Annotated in this window: 26 protein-coding genes; all 26 read left to right on the forward strand. The window is 62.2% G+C overall.

All coding sequences use genetic code 11. The features are described from left to right. The first annotated feature begins 116 nt into the window (after positions 1-116). The 26 genes from D9V28_RS00350 (at position 117) to rplF (ending at position 19,744) form a co-directional block, all read left to right on the forward strand. Entirely contained in the window at positions 117-2,534 is a 2,418-nt protein-coding gene (locus D9V28_RS00350) for a transglutaminase TgpA family protein (protein ID WP_183086380.1), read from the forward strand. After that, positions 2,531-3,214: an FHA domain-containing protein gene (locus D9V28_RS00355; protein ID WP_121657757.1), complete on the forward strand. Its 684-nt coding sequence runs from the start codon at positions 2,531-2,533 to the stop codon at positions 3,212-3,214. The genes D9V28_RS00350 and D9V28_RS00355 overlap by 4 nt, the downstream gene beginning before the upstream one ends. 11 nt (positions 3,215-3,225) lie before the next feature. Next, positions 3,226-3,765, forward strand: coding sequence for a DUF6121 family protein (locus tag D9V28_RS00360; RefSeq protein WP_121657758.1), 540 nt, complete (start codon positions 3,226-3,228; stop codon positions 3,763-3,765). 18 nt (positions 3,766-3,783) lie between these two features. Further along, on the forward strand, positions 3,784-4,422 hold the full coding sequence (locus D9V28_RS00365; protein WP_121657759.1) for a spermidine/putrescine ABC transporter substrate-binding protein: 639 nt from the start codon (positions 3,784-3,786) through the stop codon (positions 4,420-4,422). A gap of 124 nt (positions 4,423-4,546) precedes the next feature. Then, positions 4,547-6,103: a zinc ribbon domain-containing protein gene (locus D9V28_RS00370; protein WP_147440886.1), complete on the forward strand. Its 1,557-nt coding sequence runs from the start codon at positions 4,547-4,549 to the stop codon at positions 6,101-6,103. Positions 6,104-6,503: 400 nt separating this feature from the next. Beyond that, positions 6,504-6,878 carry a 30S ribosomal protein S12 gene (rpsL, locus tag D9V28_RS00375; protein WP_108391783.1) on the forward strand — a complete coding sequence of 125 codons (375 nt, stop codon included), beginning with the start codon at positions 6,504-6,506 and terminating at the stop codon, positions 6,876-6,878. Beyond that, entirely contained in the window at positions 6,878-7,348 is a 471-nt protein-coding gene (gene rpsG, locus D9V28_RS00380) for a 30S ribosomal protein S7 (RefSeq protein ID WP_108391782.1), read from the forward strand. The genes rpsL and rpsG overlap by 1 nt, the downstream gene beginning before the upstream one ends. Before the next feature lie 87 nt (positions 7,349-7,435). Continuing rightward, the gene (gene fusA / locus D9V28_RS00385) at positions 7,436-9,550 is read left to right on the forward strand and encodes an elongation factor G (RefSeq protein ID WP_121657761.1); all 2,115 of its coding nucleotides are present in this window, start codon (positions 7,436-7,438) and stop codon (positions 9,548-9,550) included. Between the two features lie 140 nt (positions 9,551-9,690). Next, the gene (gene tuf / locus D9V28_RS00390) at positions 9,691-10,884 is read left to right on the forward strand and encodes an elongation factor Tu (RefSeq protein ID WP_121657762.1); all 1,194 of its coding nucleotides are present in this window, start codon (positions 9,691-9,693) and stop codon (positions 10,882-10,884) included. Between the two features lie 363 nt (positions 10,885-11,247). Continuing rightward, positions 11,248-11,457, forward strand: coding sequence for an Rv0909 family putative TA system antitoxin (locus D9V28_RS00395; protein WP_121657763.1), 210 nt, complete (start codon positions 11,248-11,250; stop codon positions 11,455-11,457). Between the two features lie 431 nt (positions 11,458-11,888). Then, positions 11,889-12,197 carry a 30S ribosomal protein S10 gene (gene rpsJ / locus D9V28_RS00400; RefSeq protein WP_005050520.1) on the forward strand — a complete coding sequence of 103 codons (309 nt, stop codon included), beginning with the start codon at positions 11,889-11,891 and terminating at the stop codon, positions 12,195-12,197. An 8-nt stretch (positions 12,198-12,205) separates the two neighbouring features. Next, positions 12,206-12,862 carry a 50S ribosomal protein L3 gene (rplC, locus tag D9V28_RS00405; protein WP_121657764.1) on the forward strand — a complete coding sequence of 219 codons (657 nt, stop codon included), beginning with the start codon at positions 12,206-12,208 and terminating at the stop codon, positions 12,860-12,862. A 4-nt stretch (positions 12,863-12,866) separates the two neighbouring features. Beyond that, positions 12,867-13,565, forward strand: a complete 699-nt coding sequence (gene rplD, locus D9V28_RS00410; RefSeq protein ID WP_121657765.1) for a 50S ribosomal protein L4 — start codon at positions 12,867-12,869, stop codon at positions 13,563-13,565. Positions 13,566-13,567: 2 nt separating this feature from the next. After that, complete coding sequence (rplW, locus tag D9V28_RS00415) at positions 13,568-13,867, forward strand: 50S ribosomal protein L23 (protein ID WP_121657766.1); 300 nt, start codon at positions 13,568-13,570, stop codon at positions 13,865-13,867. 18 nt (positions 13,868-13,885) lie between these two features. Then, positions 13,886-14,725 (forward strand): 50S ribosomal protein L2, encoded by an 840-nt coding sequence (gene rplB / locus D9V28_RS00420; RefSeq protein ID WP_121657767.1) that lies wholly within the window; start codon positions 13,886-13,888, stop codon positions 14,723-14,725. A gap of 12 nt (positions 14,726-14,737) precedes the next feature. Next, entirely contained in the window at positions 14,738-15,019 is a 282-nt protein-coding gene (gene rpsS, locus D9V28_RS00425) for a 30S ribosomal protein S19 (protein WP_108391775.1), read from the forward strand. Between the two features lie 25 nt (positions 15,020-15,044). Next, the gene (rplV, locus tag D9V28_RS00430) at positions 15,045-15,410 is read left to right on the forward strand and encodes a 50S ribosomal protein L22 (RefSeq protein ID WP_121657768.1); all 366 of its coding nucleotides are present in this window, start codon (positions 15,045-15,047) and stop codon (positions 15,408-15,410) included. Further along, complete coding sequence (rpsC, locus tag D9V28_RS00435) at positions 15,410-16,165, forward strand: 30S ribosomal protein S3 (RefSeq protein ID WP_121657769.1); 756 nt, start codon at positions 15,410-15,412, stop codon at positions 16,163-16,165. The genes rplV and rpsC overlap by 1 nt, the downstream gene beginning before the upstream one ends. A gap of 2 nt (positions 16,166-16,167) precedes the next feature. Further along, complete coding sequence (rplP, locus tag D9V28_RS00440) at positions 16,168-16,587, forward strand: 50S ribosomal protein L16 (protein WP_108391772.1); 420 nt, start codon at positions 16,168-16,170, stop codon at positions 16,585-16,587. Beyond that, complete coding sequence (gene rpmC / locus D9V28_RS00445; protein ID WP_121657770.1) at positions 16,587-16,913, forward strand: 50S ribosomal protein L29; 327 nt, start codon at positions 16,587-16,589, stop codon at positions 16,911-16,913. Before rplP ends, rpmC begins: the two co-directional genes overlap by 1 nt. After that, the gene (gene rpsQ, locus D9V28_RS00450) at positions 16,913-17,227 is read left to right on the forward strand and encodes a 30S ribosomal protein S17 (RefSeq protein ID WP_121657771.1); all 315 of its coding nucleotides are present in this window, start codon (positions 16,913-16,915) and stop codon (positions 17,225-17,227) included. The genes rpmC and rpsQ overlap by 1 nt, the downstream gene beginning before the upstream one ends. A 34-nt stretch (positions 17,228-17,261) precedes the next feature. Continuing rightward, on the forward strand, positions 17,262-17,630 hold the full coding sequence (gene rplN / locus D9V28_RS00455) for a 50S ribosomal protein L14 (protein WP_121657772.1): 369 nt from the start codon (positions 17,262-17,264) through the stop codon (positions 17,628-17,630). Positions 17,631-17,632: 2 nt separating this feature from the next. After that, positions 17,633-17,992: a 50S ribosomal protein L24 gene (gene rplX, locus D9V28_RS00460; protein ID WP_121657773.1), complete on the forward strand. Its 360-nt coding sequence runs from the start codon at positions 17,633-17,635 to the stop codon at positions 17,990-17,992. Then, complete coding sequence (gene rplE / locus D9V28_RS00465) at positions 17,992-18,579, forward strand: 50S ribosomal protein L5 (RefSeq protein ID WP_121657774.1); 588 nt, start codon at positions 17,992-17,994, stop codon at positions 18,577-18,579. Before rplX ends, rplE begins: the two co-directional genes overlap by 1 nt. Positions 18,580-18,802: 223 nt before the next feature. Next, a complete protein-coding gene (rpsH, locus tag D9V28_RS00470) occupies positions 18,803-19,201 on the forward strand; it encodes a 30S ribosomal protein S8 (RefSeq protein ID WP_121657775.1) in 399 nt (132 codons plus the stop codon). Between the two features lie 6 nt (positions 19,202-19,207). Continuing rightward, the gene (rplF, locus tag D9V28_RS00475; RefSeq protein WP_121657776.1) at positions 19,208-19,744 is read left to right on the forward strand and encodes a 50S ribosomal protein L6; all 537 of its coding nucleotides are present in this window, start codon (positions 19,208-19,210) and stop codon (positions 19,742-19,744) included. Position 19,745 lies beyond the last annotated feature (1 nt).

The following is a 19,745-nucleotide window of genomic DNA, read 5'->3' on the forward strand; positions in this document are numbered from 1 at the left end:
ATACCCCTAACTCTCAGCCGGGTAAGACCCCAAAGCCGACCAAGCCTGCCAAAGCACCGCGGGCGCCCAAGGCTCCGAAGGAACCGAAAGCGCCGCGCGTGCCGAAGGAGCCGAAAGTGCCGCAGCCTCCGCTTCCGCGCGGAACTGTTTCTCGGGCAACCTGGCGAGACCTCGCCGTGGTCACCGCGTTGTCTCTCATCGGCGTATGGGGTTTCGCCCCAGCGTTCGGCGAACGCGGCTACCTGCTCGCCGGAATCGGCGGCGTTCTGATTGGAACCGGCGCCGGGTACCTCTCACACCGGTTCCGTCTGAACGCCTTCGTCACAGGGCTCGGCGCCATTGTCGTCTACTTCGTCCTCGGCAGTGCTCTCGCGATGCCCGGCTACGCGCTGTTCGGGGTGATCCCGACCCTCACCACGATCCGTGGCCTCGCGCTCGGAGCCGTCTTCGGCTGGGCCGACATCGTGACCCTCGCCGCGCCGGTGGGAGCGCCCGACTACATCACCGTGTTGCCGTACGTCGCTGGCTGGATCGTTGGCCTCGTTTCGGCGGTGTTGGTGCTGCGCTGGATGCCGCGCCACGACCGTACCCCCGGCAGGCTCGCCGTCCTTCTCATTGGGCCGATCGCGCTGTACGTGCTCGGCGTCCTGATCGGGACCCAGACGCCGTTCCTCGCTAGCGTCCGCGGCATCGCATTCGCTGTCGTCGCCCTGATTTGGCTGGGCTGGCGCCGGGGATCGGCGACAAACGCGAGCCTGCAGGAGCGCAAGGGGCTCAACAAGAACAAACTCATCGGGACTGCCATCATCGCTGTAGCGGCTGTCCTCGTCACCGGTCTCGCCGGCTCCGCGCTCGTCCCCGCATCGGAGTCCCGGTTCGTGCTGCGTGAGAAAATCGTGCCTCCGTTCGACCCACAGGATTACCCGAGCCCTCTCGGTGGGTTCCGAAAGTACACCAAGGACCTCGGCGAGTCCGAACTCCTCAAGGTCTCAGGCCTGAAAGCTGCAGACAAGGTTCGTCTCGCGGTCATGGACACCTATGACGGCAGGCTCTGGGATGTCGCTGGTCCCGAAGCCCAGACCGGAGGATCCGGTTCGTTCACCCTCGTCGGTGAGACCATGCCGGAGGCGCCGCTGCTCAAGTCGGGATCGACGCGCTCCGTCTCCGTCTCCGTTGAGGCCTACTCGGGGGTTTGGCTCCCGGTCGTCGGCTACCCCAGCCAGCTTGCTCTACCCACCGAGCCCGAAGACAAAACGCAGGACCTTCGATACAACGCAGCCACCGCCACAACGGTCCTCACCTCTGGCGTGAAAAAGGGATACAGCTACAGCTTCGATGCCGACATGCAGGATGCCTATTCGGACGACGCACTGAAGAACGTTCCGACAGCCGACGTCACGCTTCCCGCCGTCGACCGTGTTCCCGACGTCGTCGCCGCCAAAGCGGCGGAATACGTCGGAACCGCAACCGATCCTATTGGCCAGCTGCGCGAGATCGAGCGCCAGCTCAAGGTCAACGGCTTCCTCAGTCACGGGCTCGCGTCCGACGCCGTCCCGTCACGTGCCGGCCACGGCGCCGACCGGATCGAAGAACTCTTCACCCGCAACCAAATGATCGGTGACGAGGAGCAGTTCGCTGCAGCGTTCGCACTCATGGCGCGTTCGCTCGGTTACCCGGCGCGCGTCGTCATGGGCTTCGCCCCCGAGAACGTCGAAGAAGGCGAAGCGGTCACCATCACGGGTGAGGACGTCACGGCCTGGGTCGAAGTGCCGTTTGAAGGCATCGGGTGGATCTCGTTCCAGCCGACGCCTGACGAAAAAGAGATTCCGCAGGACCAGAACCCGAAACCCAAGACCGAGCCCCAGCCCCAGGTGCGCCAGCCCCCGCGTGCCGAGAAGCAGGCCGAAGACCTGCTCACCAACGTCGATATCAACGACAGCGACGACGACAAGAAGGATGACGACGAGTTCGCCCTTCCCGGGTGGCTGGTTGCTATCCTCTGGATCGTCGGCATCCCGCTCGTTCTCTACCTTGTTCCGCTCCTCATCATCGCTGCGCTGAAGGCGAAGCGCCGCACTCGGCGGCGGGAGGCCGCGACGGCTGACGCCCGCGCCGCCGGTGCCTGGGACGAAGCGCTCGACAGCTACGCCGAACTCGGTTTCACTGTTCCGCCTGTCGGCACCCGCGGCATGCTCGCGCGCGATCTCGGTGCGCAGGTTTCGGCGACGACGACTCTGGAACGTGAGAGAACGGATGCTGCGCCAAGCGCACCCGAGTCAGCTTCCGGCTTCCTGACCCGGCTCGCGACGGGAGCGGACGAGGCAGTGTTCGCCGGTGTCGACGCGCCAGACGACCGCGTCGACGACCTCTGGTCGGCATCGGAGAGCTCCTCCAAGATCGCGGCCTCCGCTGTAGGCTGGTGGCGTCGTCAGCTCAGTAAATTCCGCATCAGTTCGCGGCCAACGAACTCAGCACGCAAGACGACACCGACCGGGGGAACGCGTAAACGCCGAAGGGGGAGCAGCGACAAATGACGAACAACTCCGACCTCCCCGCTGACTGGAACGGCACGTCGATTCCACCGCGGCCCCCGCTTCCTCCCACCGGCGCCCCAACTGACGCCCAGCCCGCCCCCGAGCCGCCGAAGTTTAAGATCGGGATGCCGCCAGGCATGGACGTGAACCTCGACACGGTCCCGTCTTCGGATCACGCCGTACCGATCCCCGTTGCAAAGCCTGAGTTTGGCCCTGCGCCCACCCTGTATGGCCGGACGCCGACCCCACCGCCCCCGGCAGCACCGGCCCCGGTGCAAGCTCTTGCCCCAGTGCAAGCGCCGGCTGCACCGACGGGGCCCGTCGCCCCGGTGGCACCAGCCGCTCCGGACATCGGCCCCAGACTCGTGCTCCCCGACGGAGTTGTGCTTCCGCTCACCTCCGGCCTCATCGTCGGTCGCGACCCTCAGCAGCAGGACGGATACGGCGTGACCGCGCTCGCGCCGCTTCACGACATCGAACGCAGCGTCTCCAAAACGCACGCTGTGCTCGGCGTCTCCGATGGCCGCGTCTGGATCATCGACCTCAACTCCACCAACGGCACATACATGGTCGCCGCGAACGGAACACTCACACCCTGCCCGCCCGAGGTCGCCACCCCGCTCGAGCCGGGTGCTGACATCCGTTTTGGTGAATATCGCGTCCGCGTCGCCCTCGACTGAGCGAGCGCACCATGCACGACACCGAGCCAGGGAACGACGGCTCACAGCCGGTCGCCTACTCGTATGTGCTCGCCGTTTTCGCGACCTTCACCTACTTCGCCCTCGTCGTCTGTGCCTTCGGATTCATCAGCCTGCTCACCAACACCGACGTGGTCTCCCAACCTGACGCTGGCCCCCTCGTCGGCCCAGCGGCGACGGCCAGCGCCGTCCTCACGGTGCTGCTCGCGTTGCTCCAGGGGGCACGAGGCTACGAAGCCTCGGTCGTCCGGGCCAGGGAAGCGTTGATTGGTGACCCGGTTCGCGTGCCCCTCGGTCGCGCCATCACAACGGGCGTCGTCGCATTCTTCGCGTACATCCTGATCGGCTCATTCCTCTACGGGGAAACGGTTGGCCAACTGTTCTCAGGACTTCTTTTCGCAGCGGATGCCATCCTGCAGCTTTACGCTGTGGCCGTCGGTCTCCTGGCGGTGCTGATTTACCTCGCTTTCGCACTGATCCTCGCAGCGGGTGGTTCGCACCCGGCGCGTCCACTGTGGCCGTGGGAGAAGTAGAGAGGTACCCTCAGAATCATGGATCGGTCGCTCGACACGAGGGTCAGCCAGGCGGTCGACGCGTGGCTCAAGTGGCTTCCTCGCTGGCAACCCTCGACGCACCAGGGCCGAACGCGGCTCTGCCGCCGCTGCTTCGGATCCCCCGTGATGGCTGCCGTCGGTCTTGACCACGACGTGCCGCACGCCGTGCAGCACGGACTGTCCACCCGAATCAAGTCGATCGTCGACGATGTTGTCGACGAGTACACGGTGCGCAACCTGCCCCTGCTTCAGCGTGAGCTCGACGCGGCCGAGGAGCGCAAGGCCAGGTCGTATCGGCCAGACCGTGGGCTCGACCCGGAGTTTGACGGCCTGCCGGTCGACCCTGACCCGGTGCCAGGTGAACCCTACCTCTTCACCCTGGCCGGTCTCGCCGGAGCGGAGGAGCCCGTTGCCGAAGACCTGCCGGCGCCGCTCACCGAAGAAGAGAAGGCGGCACTCCGCACCGAGATTCGGCTCGCCGACGAGTGCGCCATCCACGCGGGTAAACTAGTGTGCTTGGCCATTGAGCCGCACCGCGAGCGCATCCTCGAAGCCGTCGCGCGTTATGTCGAACCGCAGATCGAAGCGCTGCTTGCCGACCTGACACTCGAGCTCGACGCTCCTCCGTCCTGGTAGCTCGCGACTCGTCAACGCACGTCAGTTCCCCGGCCCGCGGCATGGGGAGTTCTCCCCAGCGACCGGGCGCCGATTGCTCAGTAGGCTGGCGCTACCGACGCCAGCACTCGAACCCGGGGGATACATGACTACCGACCACACAGGCCCACACGAGCAGAATCCGTGGCCTCCGGTGCCGAACCCATGGGGACAGGCGCAGCAGCCTTCAGGCGACCAGGCTTCCACTCAGCAAGCTCCGGCTCCGGGGCCGACTCACCCGCCATATCAGCAGCCCGCCCAGCAGCATCCGTATCCACAGCAGCTACCCGCTGCCGCCGTGCAGCCAGGGCAGTACCCGTCGGCTCCCGTGCAGAACACGCCGCAGCAGCCAACTCCCGCACAGCAGACCGAGCAGTATCCGCAGCAGGCGGTGCCCACTCAGCAGACCGAGCAGTACCCGCAGCAGCCGGTCCCCGCGCAGCAGGCACCGCAGTACCCGGTCCCCGCACAGCCGACGCAGCAGTACCCGCAACAGCCGGTCCCCGCGCAGGCACCGCAGTACCCACAACAGTCGGGTGCGTACTCGCAGCAGGCGACAGCCGCGTACCCCGCCCAGCCCAACGCAACGGGTGGCTACCCTCCACAGCCGCCCGCCGGCGCATACCCGGCGGGCTCGCAGACACCTCCGGCGAACCCGAAAAAGAAAAAGAGCCTCGTACCGTGGATTGCCGGTGGCTCCGTAGCTCTGCTCTTGATCATCGGTGGCGTCGTCGGCTTCAGCCTCGGCTCCGCAGCTCACGCGCCTGAGCTGCAGGTAAAGGCGTACCTCGACGCCCTCAAAAAGGGCGATGTCGCCGCGGCGTTCGACGTGTCAGGGACGAAGGTTGAGAAGACCGATCTCCTGCTCACCAAGAAGGCTTATGCCGAAGCGGGTGACCGCATCACCCGGTACACCCTCGGTGAGGTCACGACCGAGGGCGAAACAGCGAGCGTCACGGCAAGCATCACCCAGGGCGGCGAAAAGTACGACCAGGAGTTCACACTCACCAAGGCTGGCAAGGACGCGGTCTTCTTCGACAAGTGGAAGCTGGAGTCACCTCCGATCTCCAGCATCGCCGTCGGGGCAAACGCACCGGACGACACTCCAATCGATGTAGCCGGCGTCGACGTCTCAACGCTCGAAAAGGTGGGTGGTGTCTACACCCTCCGCGCCCTTCCCGGCACGTACCCCGTTGCACTCGGGGGAGACGCAGACTGGTTCAGCGCAGAGGAGCTTGAGGCGTCAGTGCTCGGTTTCGGAGCTGAGGCAGACGAAGCAGACGCGCAGGTCCTGGAGATCGCGATGACCGAGGAAGGCACAGCGGCCGCGACAGACGCCGTCAATGCCTGGCTCGACGCCTGTATCGCTGCAACCGAACTCGCTCCGGCAGGATGCCCGTTCGCGACCACGAACCCGCGCAACTTCGAGTTGAGCAACATCAAGTGGAACGTCACGAAGCCGACCTTCTCGATCGGTGAGTTCGCCGATGGCGTCTGGCCCGTCTCCACGGACGCTGAAGGCTCTGCCGAACCAACAGCCGACGGCCGCGACCCAGCCACGGGTGAGACCTTCCCGACATCAACGCCTCCGTTCAACTTCGATATCGACGGCGTCATCGAAGCGTTTGGGGAAGACGGAGCGATGTTCGTCTACGCCCCGTAAGGCGCATTCACAGCCTCGGTCATCGAGCGTGGCAAAGGCCGCAGTTCCGCGTGAACTGCGGCCTTTTCCGTACCAACAAAGGGACCGGGTGGGTTGCGTCGGCTGAGGTGAGCGACGGGGCTTCAATCGGCGCCTCGTTCGCTTGACCGCAGCCTGACCCCCGGGTAGTATTTCACGGGTGTGCGCTTTGTCGCGCTCTTAACTCGAGCCCGAAACGGTCCGCTTGAGGTTAGGCAACTCTCACACACCGGGTCGGATAGCGAAAGCGCCGACTCCCACGGCATACCCACCACACCAAAAGCTGCGCTCCTCTGCGCAGCCGGTGGGTCCATTGAACTCGCCTCGCGCGAATGCTAGCAACATTGCCGCTGTCACCGTGCAGCACAAACAAGGAGAAGTAGTGCCAACTATTCAGCAGTTGGTCCGTAAGGGTCGCACGCCGAAGGTCACCAAGACCAAGGCTCCCGCTCTTAAGGCCAACCCCCAGCAGCGTGGCGTATGCACCCGTGTGTACACCACTACCCCGAAGAAGCCGAACTCGGCGATGCGTAAGGTCGCTCGTGTGAAGCTCTCCAACGGCACCGAGGTCACCGCCTACATCCCAGGTGAAGGCCACAACCTCCAGGAGCACTCGATGGTCCTGGTTCGTGGTGGACGTGTAAAGGACCTTCCGGGTGTCCGTTACAAGATCATCCGCGGCGCTCTCGACACGCAGGCCGTGAAGAACCGCAAGCAGGCTCGTAGCCGCTACGGCGCAAAGATGGAGAAGAAGTAATGCCTCGTAAGGGACCAGCACCAAAGCGCCCCGTCGTCGCAGACCCCGTCTACGGCGCACCCATCGTCAGCCAGCTCGTCAACAAGATTCTTGTTGACGGCAAGAAGGGCCTCGCAGAGCGCATCGTTTACACGGCGCTCGAAGGCGTTTCGGCTAAGAACGGCCAGGATGCCGTCGTCACACTCAAGAAGGCGCTCGACAACGTTCGCCCGACCCTTGAGGTTCGGTCACGCCGCGTTGGTGGTTCGACCTACCAGGTGCCGATCGAAGTCAAGCCGCACCGCGCAAACACCCTGGCACTCCGCTGGCTCACCAGCTACGCCAAGGGTCGTCGCGAGAAGACCATGACCGAGCGTCTCATGAACGAGATCCTCGACGCCTCAAACGGCCTCGGTGCCGCGGTCAAGCGCCGCGAAGACACGCACAAGATGGCCGAGTCGAACAAGGCATTCGCACACTACCGCTGGTAGTCGCGTCGGGAGGATGCCTCGGCAACTGTGCCGGGGCATCCGCCTGCCTGTTCACCCTCATCTCACCAAACTTCCTGGAGGAACCCAGTGGCACTTGACGTGCTCACCGACCTGAACAAGGTCCGCAACATCGGCATCATGGCTCACATCGATGCCGGTAAAACCACTACAACTGAGCGCATCCTGTTCTACACGGGCGTCAACCACAAGATCGGTGAGACGCACGACGGTGCATCCACGATGGACTGGATGGAGCAGGAGCAGGAGCGTGGCATCACGATCACCTCCGCCGCTACCACCTGTTTCTGGGGCGACAATCAGATCAACATCATCGACACCCCCGGCCACGTTGACTTCACGGTCGAGGTGGAGCGTTCGCTCCGCGTCCTCGACGGCGCTGTCGCAGTGTTCGACGGCAAGGAGGGCGTAGAGCCCCAGTCCGAGACCGTCTGGCGCCAGGCCGACAAGTACGACGTCCCGCGCATCTGCTTCGTCAACAAGATGGACAAGCTCGGCGCTGACTTCTACTTCACCGTCGACACCATCATCAAGCGCCTCGGCGCCAAGCCCCTCGTTATCCAGCTGCCCATCGGCGCTGAGAGTGACTTCGAGGGTGTTGTTGACCTCGTTGAGATGCGCGCGCTCACATGGCGCGGCGACAGCAAGGGTGACGTCGAGATGGGCGCCAAGTACGCCATCGAAGAGATCCCGGCCGACCTCGCTGAGAAGGCTGCTGAGTACCGCAAGCTTCTCCTCGAGACCGTCGCCGAGACCGACGACGCACTGATGGAGAAATACTTCAGTGGCGAAGACCTCACCGTTGCTGAGATCAAGGCTGCGATCCGCAAGCTCACGGTCAACAGTGAGATCTATCCGGTTCTCTGCGGCTCGGCGTTCAAGAACCGCGGCGTCCAGCCGATGCTTGACGCTGTCATCGACTACCTGCCGAACCCGCTCGACGTGCCGGCAACCGAGGCTCGCGACCCGCGCGACGAAGAGAAGATTATTCTCCGTCACCCCGACGCTGCTGAGCCGTTCGCGGCTCTCGCGTTCAAGGTTGCCGTTCACCCGTTCTTTGGTCGTCTGACCTACGTTCGCGTGTACTCGGGTCACCTCGACTCCGGCGCCCAGGTCATCAACTCGACCAAGGGTAAGAAAGAGCGCATCGGCAAGATCTTCCAGATGCACGCCAACAAGGAAAACCCCGTGGATTTCGTGACCGCTGGTCACATCTACGCGGTTATCGGCCTCAAGGACACCACTACCGGTGACACCCTTTGTGACCCGAACAACCAGGTTGTGCTTGAGTCGATGACCTTCCCTGAGCCCGTCATCTCGGTTGCAATTGAGCCGAAGACGAAGCAGGACCAGGAGAAGCTGGGAACAGCTATCCAGAAGCTTGCTGAAGAGGACCCGACGTTCCGCGTTGAGCAGAACCAGGAGACCGGCCAGACCGTTATTCACGGAATGGGCGAGCTGCACCTCGACATCCTCGTCGACCGCATGAAGCGTGAGTTCAAGGTTGAAGCCAACGTGGGCAAGCCCCAGGTTGCTTACCGCGAAACGATCCGCCGCGCGGTTGTCAAGCACGACTACACCCACAAGAAGCAGACCGGTGGCTCCGGCCAGTTCGCGAAGATCCAGTTCGGCCTCGAGCCGCTCGAGATCACCGCAGAACAGACCTACGAGTTCGACAACAAGGTCACCGGTGGACGTATCCCTCGCGAATACATCCCTTCCATCGACGCTGGTTTCCAGGACGCACTTCAGGTCGGTATCCTTGCCGGGTACCCGCTCGTCGGTGTCAAGGCGATCCTGCTCGACGGTGCTGCTCACGATGTTGACTCGTCAGAAATGGCGTTCAAGATCGCGGGTTCCATGGGCTTCAAGGAAGCCGCACGCAAGGCTGACCCGGTTCTCCTTGAGCCGCTGATGGCCGTTGAAGTGCGTACCCCCGAGGAGTACATGGGTGACGTCATCGGTGACATCAACTCTCGTCGTGGACAGATCCAGGCGATGGAAGATGCTGCCGGTGTGAAGGTCATCACCGCCAAAGTTCCGCTCTCCGAAATGTTCGGATACATCGGCGACCTGAGGAGCAAAACCTCCGGCCGTGCCGTGTACTCGATGGCGTTCGAGAGCTACGCGGAGGTTCCGAAGGCTGTCGCCGAGGAGATCATCCAGAAGAGCAAGGGCGAGTAATCGCCCTGCGGCTGGGGATAACACGAGCACTCGTGCGATCCCCAGCCGCGACCTAGTAACATAAAGAACATAAATCCCCGTAGTAAACCGGTTGCAATCCAGTGCCCGGCGTCGCTACATCAGTCCTGAGGAGGACCATAGTGGCTAAGGCCAAGTTCGAGCGGACCAAGCCGCACGTAAACATCGGTACGATCGGTCACGTCGACCACGGCAAGACCACCCTTACCGCCGCCATCTCGAAGGTGCTTGCTGACAAGTTCCCTTCGGCAACGAACGTTCAGCGCGACTTCGCGTCGATCGACTCGGCTCCTGAAGAGCGCCAGCGCGGTATTACGATCAACATTTCGCACGTTGAGTACGAGACGCCTAACCGTCACTACGCTCACGTTGATGCACCCGGCCACGCCGACTACATCAAGAACATGATCACCGGTGCTGCACAGATGGACGGCGCAATCCTCGTGGTTGCTGCTACCGACGGCCCGATGGCCCAGACCCGTGAGCACGTCCTGCTCGCAAAGCAGGTCGGCGTGCCGTACCTCATGGTCGCACTGAACAAGTCCGACATGGTTGACGACGAAGAGATCCTTGAGCTCGTTGAGCTCGAGGTTCGCGAGCTCCTCTCCAGCCAGGGCTTCCCCGGCGACGACGCTCCTGTTGTTCGCGTCTCGGGCCTCAAGGCTCTCGAGGGCGACGAGAAGTGGGTCAACGCTGTTCTGGAGCTCATGGAAGCTGCTGACGCAAACATTCCTGACCCGGTTCGCGACAAGGACAAGCCGTTCCTTATGCCGATCGAGGACGTCTTCACGATCACCGGTCGTGGAACCGTTGTTACGGGCCGCGCCGAGCGTGGAACCCTCGCACTCAACTCCGAGGTCGAAATCGTTGGCATCCGCCCGACGCAGAAGACCATCGTCACGGGTATTGAGATGTTCCACAAGCAGCTCGACGAGGCATGGGCCGGCGAGAACTGTGGTCTTCTTCTCCGTGGCACGAAGCGCGAAGACGTTGAGCGTGGACAGGTTGTTGTGAAGCCGGGTTCAGTTACCCCTCACACCAACTTCGAAGGCACCGCCTACATCCTGTCGAAGGAAGAGGGTGGACGTCACAACCCGTTCTACGCGAACTACCGTCCGCAGTTCTACTTCCGCACCACGGACGTCACCGGCGTCATCACGCTGCCCGAGGGCACCGAGATGGTTATGCCTGGCGACACCACCGCTATGACCGTTGAGCTGATCCAGCCCATCGCCATGGAAGAGGGCCTCGGCTACGCAATCCGTGAGGGTGGCCGCACCGTCGGTGCAGGTACCGTCACCAAGATCATCAAGTAGTTTTCACTACTGACGATTCCTCAAAGGGGTCGGGCCAGCAGGCCCGGCCCCTTTTTTGGTGCCCGAAAGCGGTCACCCGAACTGGGGGAGCCTGACGCGCGTCTCCATATATGACGAATCCTCAGGTAACGATAGAGTGAAGTCCACCGTGACAACACCCCCCTCGGTCACGACCACCGGCGGCCCCACCCCCCTCAGGGGCCGCCGGCTGGGGAACCTCCCACGCGCACAGGCGATGATTTCGCTCGCGATGTGAGTTCTGGCATCCGTTCTTCTATTCCTTTGCATCGGGCTGACGCCAGCAGGCAGAATGTTTGCGGGCCCGAACAGGCTGAGACGAAAGCCGGGTAGAGGAGAACGCACATGGGATTCAACGATTACACGAAGAAGGCGCAGGCCTTCCTTCAGAGCGACCAGGTCAAGGACGCCCTTAAAAGCGAAAAGGCGGAGGGCGCGAGCGACAAGCTTCTGGATTCGGTGGCGGATGCAGCCAAGAGAGTGACGAGCGGAAAGTTCGACGGGCAGATCGACAGGGCCCGTGACGGTGCCGACAAAGCCGTCGGGAACGAATAGGGCGACCTCGAACGGAAGCGGCCGGTCCGATCGGATCGGCCGCTTCGTCGTTCCCCGGAATTCCGCCACGCCCAACGCGACACGCCCGGGTTGCATAAACGGCATCCATCTGTCAGACTCGTCTAGTTCAACATTTCCGTGCCTTCGCGCCGGAATCACTGCCAGGTAGTGCATAGATCACCCTCGTTTCGAGAGTAGAGCTAGGCCGCGGGCAGCAGAGCATCGACTTGGTCGACAATCCCAACACTGGCAGATGAGCCACAGACGTAGAGCATTGCTGTGCGTGTGGCCCGGCAGGCGGCGGGGGAGCGACAAAGACTTGACAGAAAAATAGTGGTGCGACAGCAAGTGGTGCCCAGCGTTGAAAAACGCTAAGAAGCGCGTCCAATGCGAAGCAATTCGTAAGACGCAAGACAGAGAGTGAGTCAAACATGGCGGGACAGAAGATCCGCATTCGACTTAAGTCATACGACCACGAGGTCATTGACACCTCGGCGCGCAAGATCGTCGACACAGTAACCCGCGCGGGTGCCACGGTAGTTGGCCCGGTGCCGCTTCCGACTGAGAAGAACGTGGTGTGTGTCATCCGTTCACCTCACAAGTACAAGGACAGCCGGGAGCACTTCGAAATGCGCACCCACAAGCGTCTGATCGACATCATTGACCCGACGCCCAAGGCCGTTGACTCGCTCATGCGACTCGACCTGCCTGCCGACGTCAACATCGAGATCAAGCTCTAAGGGAACGCATGTCTACGCAGAACAAGACCAGCAAGGGTCTGCTCGGCAAGAAGCTTGGCATGACTCAGGTCTGGGACGAGAACAACAAGCTCGTGCCCGTGACCGTAATCGAGATCACCCCGAACGTTGTGACGCAGATTCGCACGCCAGAGGTTGACGGCTACAACGCGGTTCAGATCGCCAACGGCCAGATCGACCCTCGCAAGGTGAACAAGCCGGACGCAGGACACTTTGACAAGGCAGGCGTCACGCCTCGCCGCAACGTCACCGAGGTTCGCACCGCTGATGCATCGAACTACACACTCGGCCAGGAGCTCACCGTTGAGGGCACCTTCGAAGCCGGCCAGAAGGTCGACGTCGTTGGAACCAGCAAGGGTAAGGGTTTCGCCGGTGTCATGAAGCGCCACAACTTCAAGGGTGTTTCCGCATCTCACGGTGCACACCGTAACCACCGCAAGCCCGGTTCCATCGGTGCTTCGTCGACCCCGAGCCGTGTCTTCAAGGGCATGCGCATGGCCGGTCGTATGGGTGGAGAGCGCGTTACCGTGCTGAACCTGCACGTCCACTCGGTTGACGCCGAAAAGGGCCTGCTGCTCGTCAAGGGTGCCGTTCCCGGTGCTCGTGGCCGCATCGTTTTCGTCCGCAACGCAGTAAAGGGAGCGTAGTCACATGACCGACGCAACTCGCATCGCAACGGTCGACGTTCTCGACACCAAGGGAAAGAAGACCGGATCGGTCGATCTTCCCGCCGAGGTGTTCGACGTCCAGACCAACATCCCGCTCATCCACCAGGTCGTTGTTGCTCAGCTCGCAGCAGCCCGCCAGGGAACTCACAAGACCAAGGGTCGTGGCGAGGTTTCTGGTGCAGGCCGCAAGCCGTTCAAGCAGAAGGGAACCGGTCGCGCTCGTCAGGGCTCGATCCGTGCTCCTCAGATGCGCGGCGGTGGCATCGTCCACGGTCCAGTGCCCCGCGACTACTCGCAGCGCACCCCCAAGAAGATGATTGCTGCTGCACTCCGCGGCGCACTCTCCGACCGCGCACGCGGCGAGCGTATCCACGTTGTGGAGACCTTCGTCGTCGCCGAGGAACGTGTCACCAAGGCAACCACCGAGTACCTGACGCAGATCGCCAACTCGGAGAACGTTCTCATCGTTCTCGAGCGCGACGATGTGCTCAGCTACAAGGCTGTCCGCAACATCCCATCCGTTCACGTCATCAACTTCGACCAGCTGAACGCGTACGACGTTCTCGTCTCGGACGACATCATCTTCACCAAGGCCGCGTTCGACGCTTTCGTCGCCGGTCCGGTCAAGGGCAAGTCGGTCAAGGCAGTTGCTTCGTCTGCTGACGTCACTGAGGAGGCCTAGTCATGTCCAACATTCACAAGGACCCGCGCGACATCATCATCTCGCCGGTGGTCTCCGAGAAGAGCTACGGCTTGATCGACGAGGGTAAGTACACCTTCGTTGTCGACCCCCGTTCGAACAAGACCGAGATCAAGCTCGCTATCGAGAAGATCTTCAAGGTCGAGGTCGCGTCCGTCAACACACTGAACCGCACAGGTAAGACTCGTCGTACCAAGTTCGGTATCGGCAAGCGCAAGGACACCAAGCGTGCGATCGTCACGCTCAAGTCCGGTTCCATCGACATCTTCACGGCTGTCGGCTAAGGGGCGTAAGGAAAAACTATGGCTATTCGCAAATACAAGCCCACGACACCTGGTCGTCGCGGATCGAGCGTTGCTGATTTCGCTGAAATCACCCGCTCGACCCCGGAGAAGTCGCTTCTGCGTCCGCTCTCCAAGACCGGTGGTCGCAACAACCAGGGCCGCATCACGACCCGTCACATCGGTGGTGGCCACAAGCGCCAGTACCGCGTTATCGACTTCCGTCGTAACGACAAGGACGGCGTCAACGCCCGTGTCGCTCACATCGAGTACGACCCCAACCGCACGGCGCGCATCGCGCTCCTGCACTACGTTGACGGCACCAAGCGCTACATCCTCGCTCCCAACAAGCTCTCACAGGGCGACGTTGTCGAGTCGGGCGCAAGCGCTGACATCAAGCCGGGCAACAACCTGCCGCTGAAGAACATCCCAACCGGTACCGTCATCCACGCAATCGAATTGCGTCCGGGTGGAGGCGCCAAGATGGCACGTTCAGCAGGCGCATCGGTTCGTCTCGTCGCCAAGGACGGCCCCTACGCGCAGCTCCGCCTGCCGTCGGGTGAAATCCGCAACGTCGACGCACGCTGCCGCGCAACCATCGGCGAGGTCGGCAACGCCGAGCAGTCGAACATCAACTGGGGTAAGGCCGGCCGCAGCCGCTGGAAGGGCATCCGCCCGACCGTCCGCGGTGTCGCCATGAACCCGGTCGACCACCCGCACGGTGGTGGTGAGGGCAAGACCTCCGGTGGACGTCACCCGGTCAGCCCGTGGGGTCAGAAAGAAGGCCGCACCCGCCACCCGAACAAGGAAAGCGACAAGCTCATCGTTCGTCGCCGTACCGCCACCAAGAAGCGTAAGTAGGAGTTGTAGAAGATGCCACGCAGTCTTAAGAAGGGCCCCTTCGTTGATGACCACCTGCTCCGCAAGGTGGTTCGTGCGAACGAGGCCAACAGCAAAAACGTCATCAAGACCTGGTCGCGCCGTTCGATGATTGTCCCCAACATGCTTGGGCACACCATCGCGGTGCACGACGGTCGCAAGCACATCCCGGTGTTCATCACCGAGTCGATGGTCGGGCACAAGCTCGGCGAGTTTGCACCCACCCGCACCTTCCGTGGACACGTGAAGGATGACAAGAAGGGTCGTCGCCGCTAACGCGGTGACGAAAAGGAGGAGAGAAATGGTGGAGTCAGTCGCACGAGTGCGTCACATCCGCGTCACCCCCATGAAGGCCCGCCGCGTCGTCAACATGATCCGCGGAAAGCAGGCCACCGAGGCCCTGGCCATTCTGAAGTTTGCACCTCAGGGTGCGTCAGAGCCCGTCTACAAGCTGGTTGCTTCTGCTATCGCGAACGCTCGCGTCAAGGCAGACAAGGACAACCAGTTCCTGGACGAGCAGGACCTGTACATCGCCAAGGCATACGTTGACGAGGGTGCAACCCTCAAGCGTTTCCAGCCGCGTGCACAGGGCCGGGCATTCCAGATTCTGAAGCGCACCAGCCACATCACTGTTGTGCTCGCCACTCCTGAGGAGGGTACGAAGTAATGGGTCAGAAAGTAAATCCATACGGCTTCCGCCTCGGCATCACCACCGACCACGTGTCGCGTTGGTTCGCCGACAGCACCAAGCCTGGCCAGCGCTACAGCGACTACGTTGCTGAAGACGTCAAGATCCGTCGCCTGCTCGGCACCTCGCTTGACCGCGCCGGTGTTTCGCGCATCGAGATCGAGCGCACCCGTGACCGCGTCCGCGTCGACATTCACACCGCCCGTCCGGGTATTGTGATCGGTCGCCGTGGCGCTGAAGCGGAGCGTATTCGTACCGACCTCGAGAAGCTCACGGGCAAGCAGATCCAGCTGAACATCCTCGAGGTCAAGAACCCCGAAGCTGACGCTCAGCTGGTTGCACAGGGCATCGCCGAGCAGCTCTCCGCACGTGTGGCTTTCCGCCGCGCGATGCGTAAGGGTCTGCAGGGCGCCCAGCGCACCTCGACAGTCAAGGGTGTCCGCATCCAGGTCTCCGGCCGCCTCGGCGGCGCCGAGATGAGCCGTTCGGAGTTCTACCGCGAAGGCCGTGTGCCGCTGCACACGCTCCGCGCGAACATCGACTACGGCTTCTACGAGGCAAAGACCACCTTCGGCCGTATCGGCGTGAAGGTCTGGATCTACAAGGGCGACATCACCAACAAGGAACTCGCTCGCGAGCAGGCAAACGCTAAGTCGAGCCGTCCCGAGCGCAGTGACCGTCCGCGTCGCGCACCTCGTGCAGACGCACCGGTTGCAGAAGGGGCTACGGCTTAATCATGCTTATTCCACGTCGTGTCAAGCACCGCAAGCAGCACCGTCCACACCGCACTGGCCAGGCCACCGGTGGAACCGTTGTCAGCTTCGGAGAGTACGGCATTCAGGCCCTCACACCCGCTTATGTGACCAACCGTCAGATCGAGTCCGCTCGTATCGCCATGACGCGTCACATCAAGCGTGGTGGAAAGGTCTGGATCAACATCTACCCCGACCGTCCGCTCACCAAGAAGCCTGCTGAAACCCGCATGGGTTCCGGTAAGGGTTCGCCCGAGTGGTGGGTCGCTAACGTCAAGCCCGGCCGTGTGCTCTTCGAGGTTGCTGGTGTCCCCGAGACACTCGCCCGCGAAGCACTGACCCGTGCAATCCACAAGCTGCCTCTCAAGGCACGCATCATCAAGCGCGAGGAGGGCGACGCATAATGGCGATCGGTTCCAAGGAGCTCACCCCCGTTGAGCTCGACACATTTGAAGACGAACGTCTTGTCGACGAGCTGCGCAAGGCCAAGGAAGAGCTGTTCAACCTGCGCTTCCAGTCGGCTACCGGCCAGCTCGAGACACACGGCCGCCTGCGCGCTGTAAAGCGTGACATCGCTCGCATCTACACGGTTATCCGTGAGCGCGAGCTCGGCATTCGGGCCACCCCGGTTGCGGCCCCTGCTGCGGCTCCGGCCAAGGCTGCGAAGAAGACCAAGAAGAAGGATGCCGTTGACGCGGCACCCGAAACCGAGACTGAGGAGGCCAAGTAATGGCTAAGTCTGACGCTAAGGGCGCAGCTCCCGAGGTCGCCGCAGCAGAGGCTGAGGCCGTTGTCCGTGGCTACCGCAAGACCGCACGTGGCTATGTCATCAGCGACCGCATGGACAAGACCATCGTCGTTGAGGTCGAGGACCGCGTAAAGCACCCGCTTTACGGCAAGGTCATCCGCCGCACCTCCAAGAGGAAGGTGCACGACGAGCTCAACGGCGCCGGCATCGGCGACCTCGTCCTGATCAGCGAGACCCGTCCGCTCAGCGCTACCAAGCGCTGGCGCCTGGTCGAGATCCTCGAGAAGGCCAAGTAAGCCCCCGCGGCTTGCTTGAGCGAAGGAGTAAAAAGTGATTCAACAGGAATCCAGAGTCAAGGTTGCCGACAACACCGGCGCCAAGGAGCTTCTCACCATCCGCGTTCTCGGTGGATCCGGTCGTCGTTACGCCAGCCTTGGCGACACGATTGTCGCCACTGTGAAGGACGCGATCCCGGGCGGAAACGTCAAGAAGGGTGACGTCGTCAAGGCGGTCATCGTTCGCACCAAGAAGGAAGTTCGTCGTCAGGACGGCTCCTACATCAAGTTCGATGAGAACGCAGCAGTGATTTTGAAGAACGACGGCGACCCCCGCGGTACCCGTATCTTCGGACCGGTCGGTCGCGAGCTTCGCGACAAGAAGTTCATGAAGATCGTCTCGCTGGCACCGGAGGTTATTTAGTCATGGCGAAGATCAAAAAGGGCGACCTCGTCCAGGTCATCTCAGGCGCAACCCAGGCTCGCGGCGGTTCACGCGGCAAGCAGGGTCGTGTCCTCCAGGTCCTGGTCGAGAAGAACCGCGTCATCGTTGAGGGCGTTAACTACGTCACCAAGCACGTCCGCCAGGGTCAGACCCAGCGCGGAACGAAGACCGGTGGCGTCGAGACACACGAGGCTCCGATCCACATCTCGAATGTGGCTCTCGTTGACCCCGAGACCAAGAAGCCGACGCGAGTTGGCCACCGTAATGAGCAAGTAACGAAGAACGGCGTCACCAAGACGGTCCGCGTTCGTTACGCCAAGAAGTCAGGTAAGGACCTTTAATGACTGACACGGCAGTGGAGGCTGGCAAAATCCAGCCCCGCCTCAAGCAGAAGTACAAGGCAGAGATCCAGCAGCAGCTGCTCAAGGACCTCGGCCTGACCAACGTTCACCAGATTCCGACGCTCACCAAGATCGTCGTGAACATGGGTGTCGGCGAGGCAGCCCGCGATGGCAAGATCATCGACGGTGCAGTTGCCGACCTGACCAAGATCACCGGTCAGAAGCCGCAGGTTACCAAGGCACGCAAGTCGATCGCACAGTTCAAGCTGCGCGAAGGACAGCCCATTGGAACCCACGTAACGCTTCGTGGCGACCGCATGTGGGAGTTCCTCGACCGCCTGCTGAGCCTCGCGCTTCCTCGTATCCGCGACTTCCGCGGCCTGAGCCCGAAGCAGTTCGATGGCACGGGTAACTACACCTTCGGTCTGACCGAGCAGTCGATGTTCCACGAAATCGACCAGGACAAAATCGACCGCGTCCGCGGAATGGACATCACCGTTGTTACGACGGCGAAGTCCGACGAGCAGGGCCGCGCGCTTCTCAAGGCGCTCGGATTCCCCTTCACGTCAACAGACTCAGCAAAGTAGCGGTAGAGTGGGTCGGTTGCTTGCAGCCGGCCCACACTGCGGTCGCTGACAACTGAAGATTTTTCTCGCACGGCTGCGCCGGCACCTTTTTGGCAACAATCAGGTGTCCGGCGCACTCGAGCGTGGAGATCAGGGGGGCGGAGCATCCGTTTCTCCCCTAACCACCACAGGTCGTCATTCGTGTAACGGGTGAACGAAACCTGGTGAACAAAGGAAATAACACATGACAATGACAGATCCGGTCGCAGACATGCTGACCAGACTGCGCAACGCGAACTCGGCGCACCACGACACCGTGTCCATGCCGCACTCGAAGCTCAAGAGCCACATCGCAGACATCCTCACCTCTGAGGGATACATCGCAGGGTGGGAAGTTGCTGACGCTCGCGTCGGACAGACCCTCACGCTGAACCTTAAGTTCGGCCCGAACCGCGAGCGCTCCATCGTGGGCATCAAGCGTGTTTCGAAGCCCGGCCTCCGTGTCTACGCAAAGTCGACGGAGATCCCCAAGGTTCTCGGCGGCCTCGGCGTCGCCATCCTGTCCACCTCCTCTGGTCTGCTCACAGACCGGCAGGCTGAGAAGAAGGGCGTGGGCGGAGAAATTCTCGCCTACGTGTGGTAGCCAGATATGTCGCGTATTGGAAGACTTCCCATTGAGATCCCTGCAGGGGTCACCGTATCGGTCGACGGCTCAGCTGTCACCGTCAAGGGCCCGAAGGGTGAGCTGGCACTGAACGCAGCTAGCCCCATCGAGGTCAAGGTTGAGGATGGCCAGGTTCTGGTCACCCGTCCCGACGACGAGCGCGAGTCGCGTTCGCTGCACGGACTCACCCGCACACTCATCAGCAACCAGATCATCGGCGTCACACAGGGCTACACCAAGGGCCTTGAAGTTGTCGGAACCGGTTACCGCGTGGCACAGAAGGGCAGCTCGGTTGAGTTCGCCCTCGGTTTCTCCCACCCGGTCCTGATTGACCCGCCTGCCGGCATCACACTCACCGTCGAGGGCAACAACAAGCTCACGGTGTCTGGTATCGACAAGCAGGCCGTCGGCGAGGCTGCTGCCAACATTCGTAAGATTCGCAAGCCTGAGCCGTACAAGGGCAAGGGTGTGCGTTACGCCGGCGAGATTGTTCGCCGCAAGGCCGGAAAGGCTGGTAAGTAAC

This window comes from Mycetocola zhadangensis (assembly GCF_003668565.1).
Taxonomy (GTDB): Bacteria; Actinomycetota; Actinomycetes; order Actinomycetales; family Microbacteriaceae; genus Mycetocola_A; species Mycetocola_A zhadangensis.